Raw genomic sequence first — 13,450 nt, 5'->3', positions numbered from 1 at the left:
TGTCAATTCTCCTCTACCAAATTCAAAATTGAGTCCGAGACTTTTGGAATTCCGTTCTCAAGCTCTAGCGCCAATGTCCTGACCGTTTCGCCAACTGTTGTGTCCAACTGGTTGCTGCGCTGCTTGCCGACCTCGGACAACAACTGGGCGACGGTGTAGAGGTCGCTCACGACTTCTCTGCGTCGCCGGATGGAGCCGCCATCCAGAAACAACTGCCCAAAGACATCAAGCAACTCGCCCTGAAGTGAGGCATTGTATACGTCCGTCGAGACAAGCTCGAAGAGGCGGGTTTCGGCAATCAGCCGGCGGCGTTGGAACTGCGTCTGTTGCGCGTCGGTTTCCTTTATGTCCTGCGCCACGCGATTTACCACCGGCATAAGCTCACCAATGGAATGACCCAGTTTGCCGTCGGATGCACAAGACAGAAGAAAGTCTGCAAGTGCCCGTCGGATCAGGGGGTAAGCTGTGTCGAACTCGGGAAGCTGGAACCCGCAGGTTACGGCAGTGTCATAGGCCCCGCGCGCCCGTTCCAGATAATCAATGGTAGTCGACTTGGTGGGGGAACCGACAAGCGCGCAGGCCGTCAGCCGCAGGTATCCGTCACCGATCCGGGTCTGGCGCAGAGCAGCACTGCGTTCTCCTGCGATTTTTTCCTGTTGAACCAGATAGTCGATCGCCGCCCGTATCGTCTCTTCTTCCTTTTTGCGCGCCTTTTCAATTTCCCTTTTCGATGAGCCTTTTTGTTTCTCGATGCGGGTTTGCGTATCCACGCGCACCCGCAAGGACATCAGGTTTTCCAGGGCATTCAGCGACAGGGTCGGGGGCGAACGGCGAACCGCTCTCTCGTAATATTCAATGGCGCTTTTGTAATCGCCCAATTCCGCGCAAACATCAGCGATGGCCTCGAATAGCTCGGGATTGCGGCTCCATTCGCTGTGCCTGTTGACGACCCGCAGTGTCTGCATGAACTGTTTGGCAACCTGCGTTGTCTGTTGGGCCGTTGGCGCGAACCGCGCGTCAAGTTTTAACGACCGCAGCGTCAATGTTGCCTGTCGAGGCGAAACAAATTCGGGCTTGACCCAGTCCGGTCGATGCGCGCCCACACCCCTTTGCAATCTGAACTCAGGATCGCCATAGGATTGATAGGCACTCCAGGTGTTTCCATCTTGATCCTTCTCGTAGACCTTGGCCCGAGCAAGTCGTACTGCCTCGGCAAAACTGTATCCATTCAGGAACGCGTCGTAGAAGGTTGTCGCAAACAGCTGCGCCATGCCATCGTTTACGGCCCAACCGGCGGCAATCACGGCTTTGCTGCCAGCTTCAATGAACTTCATCGCAATTCCCGAAGCGAGATCGGGACGGTTGGCCAGCGCTGCCCGAGGAGTGTGCGGATCTCTCTCTTCGTCCGAGTTTTCTGCCATGTCCGGCGCGATGCCGATGGCGCCGCCGTAGCAACAGTTGAGGAAAACGAATTCTGGCACATAGCGCAGCTTTTCGATGAAGGCGGGTTCCAGCACCCGGTTCTTGCCTGTTATGAGCCCGGTCTGCTTGTTGTCACCCCACTCGAACACACCGTGCCCGGCGAAATGCAGGATTTGGTTCTCCTCTAATGTAAGTGCGCGCTCTACATCTACGTTCTCGCGGATTTGTACGTCCATTTTTTGTGTCCAGCCGCTGGCATCCAGTTTGCCGGCAACAAGCCGGGCCTCGGCCTGTGCGCCTTTCAGTTCACTGAAAAAGCTGACCGGATCACCGATTACCAAAACCCGGCGCGATGCCGCGATATTTGACCCCAAACCGCTGCGCCGGCGCATCAACTGGCGGGTGATCTGCGCTTCAACCGCGACCGGTTTGCCGTCTTCAGCCCAGTTGTCCTGCAGCATCTCCCATGGGTAGGCTGCCGCGGCTTCGTCGACCAGCAATGTCATGTTGCGTTTGTCCGAGGTTTTGGCGCGCAACTCTTTGGGGATGACCCACTCATACAGCAGTTTGCCTGTGTCCGGTCCGGTATGGCTGTTTGCAGTGGCCTCGTGGATAAGACTGTCGATACGGCTGCGTTTGACGCGCGTAGTCACTTTCTGGGCCAACGCGCCGCGATCAAACACCACGAAATCCAGACTCTCGGTGTCATTTTCGGGCACTGTAATCTGCATGCGCCGGTTGCCGCTTGTATCTGGACCAAAGCGGAATCGCTGCCGTCCTGCCAGGCCGTTGCGGATGTTGCAGTCGATCTTGAAGTCCTGTTTCCAGCGTCCCTCGCGCTCCATCCGAGACAGGGCTGAGCCGACCTCAATGGCCCGGTCCTCGTAGAGTTCGAGGATGGTCAGATGCGTGATCCTGTGATCGCGTGGCAAGCGATTATTCGCGTTCTGTAGCGCCACAAGGATCGATTCCACGCTGTCGGCAATTGAAAGCTGACTGTCGTTGGAACTGATTGGCAAAGTCGTCAGTGTCTTTGCCCCATCTTTCTCAACAGGGCTCGTGCGCAACGCGTAAAGGACAAAGGCGTTGGCCAGCGTCACAGACAGGCGGCGCCGCGACAATTCGCTGACCCGGCCCAACCCGGCGACCAAGGCGCCGTCAATCCCTGTGGCAAACTCTCCAACGGGCTGTTTGCGCAGGAAAAGTTCGGCTGTGCCTTCTTGCCCCGGATAAATCCCAAGAGCGCGCCGTTGTGTCAATTGTCCGTCCAACTGTTCATCGATGTCGCGCTCGACGCCTTCCATAGGTTCGTGTTCATAGCGCCCAACGGTCACCACACTACTGTGCAGACGCAAATCTCCATGCGTGACGGACACTTTGCAGTGGTTCCGCTTCTCGGCATCAATCTCCTGATCATCCGTACCCGTGGCCCCGATGATCGCCGCTTCCGCGTCCTCGTTGGACGGGTAGAGCAGTTCGGGTTCCACCACATCGAACAGCGGAGTACCGCTGCGCTCAACCGGCGGTATCTGTGGTAAGCCGTTTGTGCGCCCGGTTTGCAACAGATCGAGAATTGGCCCGAACAGATCCCTGTCGCGCGCCAGGTCGCCGTGACTGGTTTCATACGCATACCATGTGGAAACATCCGGCAGCAGGCCGGTGCGCCATAGCACGCGCCCGTCACCGTGTCGCGATCCTGTCATCTTCAATGTCGTGCTGTCCAACGCGGCCGGCGTCATATCGGCATTGCCTGCGATATAGCTCATGGCGGGCGCATCATTGGGTATCAACTTCAGTTCATCATAGGTCTTGGCCGCATTTTTCAGTCGTTTGCTTTCGGGTAACGGCCAGTTCGGGCCCTTTGTGTTGCGCAACTGCTGCCATGTCGACCTTTTGAAATAGGCTCCGTCCCCGTCTGTCGGAAGCAGTTCCAGAATGCCCTGCAGTGGGACCATTTTCTTTACCAGTTCGGGCACATCATGCTTCCAGTCGATGCGATCGATCGTGTGGATCATCTTGTCGAGCCCCATCAGAGCCCAGACAATCGACATCGATCCACGATTGGGCGTGCCCAGCATAACAAGCGTGGACCCGCCGCCCGCATCGCCGCGCAGTTTTTTCCACAATTCGCGATGGCGGTTGATCATCAGACGCACCACGAGGCCACCCATCGAGTGGGCCACAAACCGGATCGGACGCGTTTCCCCGTTGGGAATCTTGCTGAGCTCCATTTGCACGCGCGCGGCAAGCCGGTCCGCCTCTTCCTGTAGCGGCTTGCGCCAATCAAAATCAAATACTGCCACCTCGTGACTGCGGCTCAGATGCCGTACGAGCCCTCCGTAAAAGCGTTTGAGAACGCCAGCAGGTTCAACGTCTTCAATGGGCTCGCCGTCCTTGCTTGTGATTTTCTTAAGGCCGCCGGTTAAAATGCGTGGCAGATTGAACCAGATCGGTGTGTCTTGCCCCTTGACCCGCAGATGACTGCCCATGATCCCCGGCAGTACAAACACAAGCGGCTTGTCTGCCCCCGATCCTCGGGTGCCCGAGATTAATTCCATCGCCTCAGGCTCTGGCGCGCGCGACTCAAGGTTGGGGTTCTCAACGCCAGTCAACGCATCGACTATCACTTTCGACGACATTTTGTTGGAGAAGTAGCTGAAGTGATTCACGTCGCTGCCTTGCGCGGGAAACACCTTTAAGTCTGGTTTGCGCGGCACACCTTTGAGCATCGCACGCGTATGGACCACCACGTCGTGATCCTCGCGATAGAACAAATCCGTCGCAAATACGGCGAGCGACTTGAGAATGCCGGATGGCTCGATATCACCGCTGACAACAGTCAGGGGACTTTCGATGGTACGATTGGCCCGATTTAGGATCGCCACCAGCGCGGACTCGGGGCTCATTGCCGCCAACCCCGGCAAAATCGAGACATCCTCGCGCGTTGCGATAAACTCGCGGGCAAATTCGCGGAACGCGTCGGCCAGTACATTCTGCCCACCCGGTACGATCTTCATGAGGTTGAACAGCAACGAGAACGTAGTGTCGATACGGTCCGAATTCAGCAACGTGCCCTGCATCGGTGCCGCAACGCGAACGAATTGCTGCACTTGCGGGGCCTTGAATGCTATCAGTTGCTTGAACTTTTCCAGATCGTCACGTGGCAGTCCGGCGTCCGCGTATCGGTCCAGATCACCCTTGTCCAACGTGTCCGGCAGCAGGCACAGCAGTTCACCGACCAACCCGCCCCGTGAATGGGAAAGCATGTGTAGCCTGGCGTTGCGCGGAATCGCTTCCAAAAGCGCGATGGCATTCTGCACGGGGCTGCGTGTCAGCGTATGATGCTCGAACCCGTAGATCAGGCAACGCTTTTTTTCATTGTCGTCGTTTGGGTCTTCAAATCTTTTGCAGAGCTTTTCCCATTGCGTGCGCGATGTTGTCCCCGGGGATAGGGTTCCATCGGATTTGCCGTGAACGATTGGCCCAAAAGACCCCATGGTACTGGAAGCAGTGCCGTGGATCAGCACAAGAATTTCAGCGCCATCGCGCGCGGCCAGCGAGGTGTCCATCTCTCCGAAACCCCCGTCGCGCAACAAGGGCAGCAAAACGTCTTCGTTGCGATAGGCGGGTTTGCGTGGCCAACCGTCCAATTCTCGCGGTATTTGCTCAAGCTTTCGCGCGGTGGCAAAAGCGGCCTTTTCGCCCAGACCACTGCCTGAAAAGAACCGGTAAGTGCGTATCGCAAACGCACCCAGCCCGCGCGAGTTGCCGCTTTGGTCCAGAGATTGCGGCAGGACTAGCTGAGTCCCCCCGGAACCGCTGCGGTCAGAACTCACTTCACCAATATCATCCGCGCGCCGAAACAGGATCAATCCGTTTTCAAGCTCGGCTTCGATGATGTGCTGATCGGGGAGGTTGAACTCTTTGACATCGACACCCGAACCACGGCCGTGCTGCATTGTCACTTCACCGATTTGAGTCAGCTTCTTGCGCGGGGTCTTTTCCTTGGCTATGCGATTGATCTTGACAATGGTCATTGACGATCTCCTCCGCCATTGTGGTCTGCAAACTGGATTTGCTGCGGGCACAGGTACACGGTCGCGCTGCGATGATTTGCATCACTTTCCCGATCTGGCAGACCTGTGTCCGCTAGCCATCCTGCTTCACCCAATGGCAGCGTCACGACTGGTAACTGGTCTACTTCCTCCAACAACATCTCTTTAACAGCCTCGGCCCGGCGCTTTGACAGGTTGAGGTTTGAAACGGCATTGCCCTGTGTGTCGGCCAGCCCGAGGATGTATATCCGCCAGGGTCCATCTGCAGGTGCGCCTTGCGCGTTGTTCGCGGGCTTTAAGCGCGCGACAAGCGAAGCCAGGTCCGTCTTGCCAGCCACGTCGCGCCCACTGAACCATTCACCGTTGTTGACATTTGCATCGTTTGTATCGAAGCGCATCCCACCCAACTGGTCACATTGCTCCAGTACCCGGGACCAAATTCCAGGCGCGATCTCGGGATAGGTCGCCGCGTTGATAAAGGCGAGGTCCACGTCGATCCATGGTGCGGTTTCAAGAAGCTTTTCACTCTCCAACGTCACGGGAATGATCATGCCTTCCCGCAACTGATCGAGTACCGCCTTGAGAAATCCCAACTCCTGCAGCGCTGCCCCGATATCGGCATCCAGTGTTAATTTGGAATTCATTGTCACCTGCCGCATAGCGCGAGACAGGTCATTGAGTGCGCTAATCGCGTTTTCCGTTTGCACTTCAACCAGCAATTGGGGCAGTCGCGTATGTGCGACCCTTTGTTCGAGTAATCTCAGGGCCGCTTCCGCTGACTCTGTGTTGGCCCCAATGACTAGGGACTCAGGTTGCAATCGATCCAGTTGTGTTGCCAGTTCACTCAGTTGGCGACGCGCGTCTCCGGTCTGGGCCGAGATTGTTACGCCGGGGTTGTTTTGAATGTTTTGCAGAGTTTCAAGCACAGCAGAAAGTTCGGCGTTGAGCTTGCCTAGATCGGCCAGCACCTCAGGTGCCACCTCGATTTGGTTCACCGGAGGATATTCCGGTATCAACGGGCCTAGTTTCGCGACCAAATTGTCATGTGTCTTCTCCAGTTCGGTGGAAAGACCCTCATAGATGTTTGGTTTGCTTGGCTTATTGAGCGTCGAGGCTTTCATCGCATCGAACGGTGCCAGCAGTCCAATCACAGCGACCAAAGCTGCATTTGCGGCTGAGCCCTTGTCGAACCGCGATCGTGCCGTTGCGAGTTCATTTTTCACCCGCGTCTTCATCTGCGCAAGCGCGTTTCCGATTGCCGCAGTTTTTTCAACGGACAGCGCCGGCGCTTCTCCGTTTGACGATGTCATAAGCGACGGTAGCGCCTGACCGGCCGCCCATGTCTCTTCGACGCCGACCACCGAATTAAGCTTTCGCTGCAACTGGCCGCGTTGCAGAACCAGGTCATATAACAGCATGTAACCGTGCCGCATCAACCCGATGGCAAGCAGCGGCAACGCCCAGACGCCATTGTAGAGTGCCGTTTGGAACCCGGATGCATTGGGGCTATTGCGGCCAAGTTTTTCGTCGTTGTTATTAGTTAACCACTCCGGCAAGAGGGAATTGAGATCGATAAAATCAGGCTTCAAACCTGCCAATAAGGATCCAGTCCAGACTGCAAAGCTTTTCAGCATATCTATCAATGGCCGGACGAAACCTGTTTTATTTTGCACCCAGGTCACCACCTCCGCCCAGTTCGACTCGACGAACGTAGCTGCCATCAGCAAACATATGATGCCCGGGCCGGTTAGTAGAAACCATCGGCGGGCAAAGGCTCGCTCGACCACAATGCCGACAAATTTCGAAAAGGCTGACACCATCCGTGACAACCTTCCGTTTCGACGAGCCGACGGACGCGGTTCGCGTGCCCGGGCCGACAATCCCCAACAAATCAGACAACGCCAGATACCGATTATCGAAAACGCCAGCGTGGTTATCCAAAGCTCTTTTACTGAATATGCATTGGCTGCAACCACAGTCGACAACACCATTGCCGCCCAAAGGGCACCCAGCAGTAAACAAGTGTATTTGAACCACTGCGTCAGCTTTTCTAGTGCGTCATTTTCGTTCACGCCCTTCCGCACCTCGATGGGGCCCGCGTCGGTCGCGTTCAGAACGCGCAGGTGCTGCTCAGCAGTAAAAGTGAACCGCGACGCCAGTGCATTTGCCTGAACCGTCGGGCTCCAACCCACTGCCCAGCGTGGCACTTTGTCCAGCTTGAGCGCCCCCGATTTAAACTGTTCGAGAAGGGTTTCCGCCCGAGTCACTGCCCCGTTCGGATCGACCTGAAGCGGCCAGATGCAGAAACTCGGAATATGCAGCCGCTTGCTCTGATCGAGTTTTTTGGGGAAGCCGCGGGCACCGTCCGAACCGTTTAGAACACGCGTCACCAATGCCACTATCAACAGGCTCATCAGACGCGCATTGTTGTAATCTTCTCGCAGCTGGATCACCTCGTCGGGAATATCACCGGCAATGGTCGTCTTGCTTTCGTTCAGCTTTACCACAACGGCCAACAACCCGTCAGGGCGAAGTGCGACTGAAATCTGCCGCGCGGGATCCTTATCCAGCCAGTCCGATATCCGCGCTGTTCCCGGAAAATTTTCAATTTCGGGACGATCACCATATCGATTTTCACCCGCGTCATCCAGAACGGCCAGTACGTCGCCCTCAATCTGCCGCAGGACGCGTTCAATCGTGTCGCCCTTCCGCAGGTTGAAGAAAACGACCTGCTTCAAACTTGCAGAACTCATCACGGGCATCTGCACCTGATCAAGAAACCGCAGTGCAAATGGTAAATTACGATCTTCCGGGCCACGAACTTGCGGATCGGGTGGCCTGTATTGCGCCTGTTTCCTAAACTCAGGGCTCTCGTCCATATAGTTTGTCTCGAATGAAAACCTGCCTCCGGCGTCGCGCCCCCGCGCACGGTAGACCAGCGAGCCATCTTCCAGGGCCATAAGGGTCACGGTGTTGATCAACTGATCCTGCAGATGCTGATCGCTTTTCTGATACTCGCTGCCCAACTCGGCATGAGGAACACACTTGCCATCGATCAACAGTTTCTTGATCCAGTAGGCAGCAGTGCGGTCGCGCATGATCTCAGGCAACAACTTCGATCGAACTTTTTCCAGCTTGTCTAGCAGCGCGGACCGGTAAGAGGTTTCTATACGCGCAGCCCAGTCTTTCTGCGCGGCTTCCAGAAACTTTCGTGCCTCATCCCGTTCTGCAGGCGCCTGCATCGCTGTCAGTAGGCCGTTCCGCTTCTGGACTATCAGCGCCTGAAGTTCGGCCCGGTATTGATCTTGAGCCTGGTCTGCGATCGCAGCGCTGTCCGAGTCGAATTTCTGTATCGTTGCATTGAGCGACCCATCGAGGTCTGCGGAAAGGTCAGTTTCGGCACGCGCACGCGCTGCTGCCACCCGTGGCACTTGCAGCGCTTCCAAAGTGGCGGGGTTCGGCACTGCGAACCATTCGCCCGTTTCGTCGATATTGTCGACGATCTTTTCTTTCAGCTTTTCCAATTGTTGTTCATGAACGCGCCTGTGGGGATCACCAAGGTCCATGATATCGCGCCATGTCACCGAAAGCTGCCTCGCATAATCTTGTCGCGACTGGATGGTCGCGGCCTGAGAAACGTGGCGTTTGTGGGCTGCTATTATCGTTGTTTTAGCCGCCTCAAATTGCCGCTCTATCTGCTTGCGGCGAACGGACTGTCGAACATCGTTGGATACAGCGGCGGCGGCATTTGAAATTTGTGTAATAAATTTGAACATAACAACAATCTCTCTGGTAATTACCCGGAGCTACAGCACACTTCAAAGGTGTGGATCCTGAGAAACCGCAGAAGCGGTCAACTGGATTCCAATATCATTTCTGGTCAAGGACTCTTTGGCCCGTCGACTCATTCAGCATCTGAAAGGGCGTTAGCCTTTTTGGAACAGATGTTCTGAACTGTGTGTCACACTGCGGCAGAAAAAATAACTCTGCCAAATCCATCGAACGCGACGACCACCTGGAATTGAAGTCGCCGACCTCGGCACACTCGAAACTTTGCTATTTTGGCGTTCTCAAATCGGCGGCGCAGGATTAACGGGTCCCAACCAATTGCAACAAAAATGTTTATTCTAACGTCGGACACTACATTCAAAGGCATAAAATTGCAAATCTTCCAGTGCAATACAGCCGCAAGAAGCTTCAACATCTTAGTTTAGAAATAGACAGATCTAATGTTGATGCAGTGACGCCGCGTGAATTGTGCGTCTAAATGCTGATCCGTTCAGTTCTCACAGGGTGAATTGGAAAAGCAAATCTCCAAACCAAACGATAAAATGCGCCGCAGTTTTTTTCCTCCGTTCCATTTTCCTCAGAAAAACTCTGGATTCCATTTAACTTGCGACTCTACCTGTTTGCCAAAATCCCTGCATCCCCCAAATGGGCTATGCTTGCGGATGAATGCGAGGTTAGAATTGCGGAACTTGTTTAAAAGGAATAGGTGGATAATCCCGTGGCCAATTCTGAAGAGCAACTGATACTGCGGATTTACGATACGGTTGCCGATAGCAACTGTTGGGGCAAGGTTCTTGACGAGGTTGTGGATCGCATCTCTGCGCAGGGGAGCATCATTTTTGAGTGGGCAGATACGGTCAACGGGCGCACTCTGACTGCACCGCTACATTCAGGGCTATATTCTCAGGATGTGCTGTCCGTCTATTTGTCCAAGTGTCAGGACTTGGAGGCGCGCGACCAGGCCATCATACGGCGGGAGACGAATGAGGGTGACGCCGTAGAGCTTATAGATGACAGCGTTTTGGCTCCTTCACTCAATGAGCTCAAATCGCAGGAACACGTCAAAAAACTGATGAGGCTTGGTATTTTGCATCGCGCTGCGGGCGTCATGAACAAGGACAATCAGTGGATCTCACTGTTTTCTGTTCAACTAAATATCGCGCGCGGTCCATTGACCGGAGAAGAACGCGCCTTCCTGTCCAAAATCCTGCCGCACCTTGCAAAGGCGATTGATTTGGGCATCCCAACGCGCCAGTTGCAACAGCGATACGAAGGCATTCTGTCCGCAATCGACAAACTGTCCATCGGGATTTGTGTGTTGGACGCGCGTGGCTGCGTTGTCGTGCGCAACGACGAGTTTCAGCGCCAGCAGGAAAGCTATAGGTTGTTTCGTATTCGGGCGGACGGACGTCTGCACATAGCGGATACCAAGGGACAGAAAAGCTTGGAAGCCCTGATGGACAGCCCGCGCCAACATGGCAAATTCGGCGCAAGACCCCGAAAGGAATGTATACTCAGCCACACGAATGATGTGCTGTGTGTTGAAATCATCCCGTTGTATAGGCTGGACGAGATGGGAGCTTCTCCGTTTCGGGGTTTTTTGCTTTGCAGCACGGATGCCAGCTTGCCCGTCACCTTTAACGTCAATCACGTGCAGCGAGCTTTTGATCTGACCCAGACAGAAACTTCGATCGTCAATTCAATCGGGCGCGGCTTGACCAATCCGGAGATTGCTGACCGGCGCGGGCGCTCTGTTTCGACAATTAATGCACAGACGAAATCAATTCTTTCAAAAACCGGTTGTTCCAACCGAACGCAATTCGTTCGAATGATGATGCGTTACGGAGGTAGTTTTCTGACATCCGAAGTTTGAGTGTACGGAGCTTTTTATGATTATTCTTTATTATCTTGCACTTGCCGCTGTAATCATCGGTCATTTGGTATTTGCATACGCGCAGTGGTTTCACTGGCAGAGAGTATGTGAAAGGTTGACTATTTTTGACGCGAAGGAGATCGAAAAAACGCGCTTCTTGGGCCGTAGCATTGCGTCCTACAACGCATCCATCGGTGTGGGTCTCTGTCTCAGCATATTTCTGCCGGATATTTCTCAAGCCTGGACACAGGCCGTTGTTTTGGGCTTTATCGTGCTGACGGCCATGGTCGGAAATGCGGGTGCGCGCGGAAATTTCATCCTCTACACTAGACTGTCACCCGCAGCAATTGCGCTGGTTTTTCTGATCATTTCTACATGGTTTTGACGTAGGGTGCTGAACTGACACAGTTTTTGCACATGGGAGCTGCTTTAGGAGCTCACGCGTGGCGGCGAATCATGCCATCCTCAATCAACGACCTAAGTCCTACTCCGCATGCTGCATTTGGAGTTGCAGATCAGGAAGGTTGCTCGAGCGATGATCCTTTGACTCAACTAGACCGGCTGAATACTGAACCTGGCGGGAGTTTGTCGGTTTCTTCTGAGCAATCCGGTCCAGAGCATTCGTCCCAAAGAGCTTGACTGTACAATTTATTCGACCTCAACGGCAATTGCCACATTTTCATGATCAACCGGATAGAGGCTTATCTGTGCGCCTGCCAAGGTGGGTGTATCTACAATTGCGCGCCACTCGCGCTGACACAGCCTCTTTTTGACCCCAATTCCATTCCCCTTGTTTTTCGGAAAGACATGAGAAACGTGCTTAACGTATTTTGGTACCTGTCCGGAGTGTGAATTCACGTTGAAGCGCAATTTCTGATTTGTTCTTTTACGTCAGCCGGTTCTGTATTTCCATCAGCTTGCTTTCGAAGACTTCGGCTGGCGTCCGATATCCGAGGCACTCGCGCGGCGTGGAATTGAGGCGATGGCAAATCGACCTAAAAAAATCGATTTGTCAGCGCCGTCGGTTCGGTGATCTTGGAAGGTAGCGCCGGAGCCTGTTGTTGGTGTTCTCGACGGTGCCTTTTTGCCAGGGGGCCTGCGGATCGCAGAACCAACTGTCAGCTCCCGTTCCATCCTTCAGCCTCTGCCAGGCCGAGAACTCGGTGCCGCGGTCGAAGGTAATCGACTGACGTGAATCAGCGGGCGGGGGAGCGAGCCCGTTGATCAGCGCTTCCATGATCGGCTTCGATTGACGGTCCTCGTTGCGCATGACGACGGCATAGTGGCTGACGCGTTCGACCAGAGAGGTCACGTTGACCTTCCCATGCTCTTTGCGGAACATCATCAAATCGCATTCCCAATGACCGAACTCTGTGCGTTCAGGGATACGCTCGGGCCGATGTGACAGGCTTTGGGTGTCGAAAATATGGGTTCGGTTGTGCCTGCGGTGCCCACGCGGTCTGCGCCGCCTGCGGTGTTCAGGCAGGTGGCGGTAGAACTGTTCTTCGCGACCGTCCTTCGAATAGGCGAAGCGATAGATCGTCTCGTGGCTTACACGGACAGGCTGATCGTCGTAACCGAGGCGGCCCGCGATCTGTTCCGGTGTCCAACCTGCAATCAAACGGTCGGTGACATGTGCGCGCAGGACTTCCAAACGTATCAGCTTGCGCCGCCGAGCGCGTCTGGACAGCGCCGATCGTTGTGCTTTGACGTCATAATGACCACTCAGATACGACACCTCGGAGTCTTCGAAACGGTTCCGGTTGATCTCTCGATAAACCGTGGATCGATGCCTACCGATCTCCACCGAAATCTTGCTGATGGGCATCTTTGCGTTCAACATATTCTCAATGGCGCGCCGCTCGTGCAGATCCAGTTCCGTGTGTGCCAATTTCCGTTCTCCTTGCTTTTCAGCAAGATAGGGGATTTTTCGCAACCCAGTTTAGAATGTGCCCGAGCACTGCTTTTCGGAAAGATAAGGGCCGTTATGTTAAATCGTGTGGTCACAGCAGTCTTCCTTGCGTTCGCTGATCAAACGTATTTGCCTGCCGCTGATGTGTGCACAGAAATCTGAGGTAGCAATCGGCAGATAATCAGGCCGAAGCGGCCGCTCCACTGCCACTGCGTTGGGAGACAGCGGAATTTCCGCCATTGATCAAAGTTGGTAGAGCAGGCCACGTTGCCGGTCGCTGCGCTCGCAGGAACAATCGAGCCAAATGGTAGCTATGCTGAGAAAGTGACCTTTGCACTGCCGGGGGACCGGGAGTCCAAGATGAGCCTGAAGACCCATGGTCGAGCTTGTAATACTTAG

General features: G+C 54.7%; 4 protein-coding genes and 1 pseudogene. 2 read left to right on the top strand and 3 right to left on the bottom strand.

Translation table 11 applies throughout. From position 1 onward, the window contains the following. Nucleotides 1-2: 2 nt before the first annotated feature. Together MHN28_RS07555 and MHN28_RS07550 are read right to left on the bottom strand one after the other, a co-directional pair. Nucleotides 3-5,459, bottom strand: a complete 5,457-nt coding sequence (locus MHN28_RS07555) for a CHAT domain-containing protein (protein ID WP_239337617.1) — start codon at nt 5,457-5,459, stop codon at nt 3-5. Next, on the bottom strand, nt 5,456-9,061 hold the full coding sequence (locus MHN28_RS07550) for a hypothetical protein (protein ID WP_239337614.1): 3,606 nt from the start codon (nt 9,059-9,061) through the stop codon (nt 5,456-5,458). Before MHN28_RS07550 ends, MHN28_RS07555 begins: the two co-directional genes overlap by 4 nt. Nucleotides 9,062-9,984: 923 nt before the next feature. Here MHN28_RS07550 and MHN28_RS24970 point away from each other — a divergent pair. Both MHN28_RS24970 and MHN28_RS07540 read left to right on the top strand, forming a co-directional pair. Next, the gene (locus MHN28_RS24970; protein ID WP_239337611.1) at nt 9,985-11,139 is read left to right on the top strand and encodes a helix-turn-helix transcriptional regulator; all 1,155 of its coding nucleotides are present in this window, start codon (nt 9,985-9,987) and stop codon (nt 11,137-11,139) included. Nucleotides 11,140-11,155: 16 nt separating this feature from the next. Next, entirely contained in the window at nt 11,156-11,524 is a 369-nt protein-coding gene (locus MHN28_RS07540; protein WP_239337609.1) for a DUF1304 family protein, read from the top strand. 501 nt (nt 11,525-12,025) lie between these two features. Here the strand turns inward: MHN28_RS07540 and MHN28_RS07535 are convergent. After that, nucleotides 12,026-13,030 (bottom strand): annotated as a pseudogene (locus MHN28_RS07535) (IS30 family transposase). Nucleotides 13,031-13,450: the final 420 nt, after the last annotated feature.

It is taken from the genome of Ruegeria sp. Ofav3-42 (assembly GCF_022347725.1).
In the GTDB taxonomy this organism is placed as follows: Bacteria; Pseudomonadota; Alphaproteobacteria; order Rhodobacterales; family Rhodobacteraceae; genus Ruegeria.
This window is presented reverse-complemented; position numbering and strand designations above follow the sequence as displayed.

Excerpts from the sequence above, each read along its gene's own strand:
- MHN28_RS07555 (WP_239337617.1), bottom strand. The coding sequence starts at position 5,459 with ATGACCATTGTCAAGATCAATCGCATAGCCAAGGAAAAGACCCCGCGC.
- MHN28_RS07540 (WP_239337609.1), top strand. The coding sequence starts at position 11,156 with ATGATTATTCTTTATTATCTTGCACTTGCCGCTGTAATCATCGGTCAT.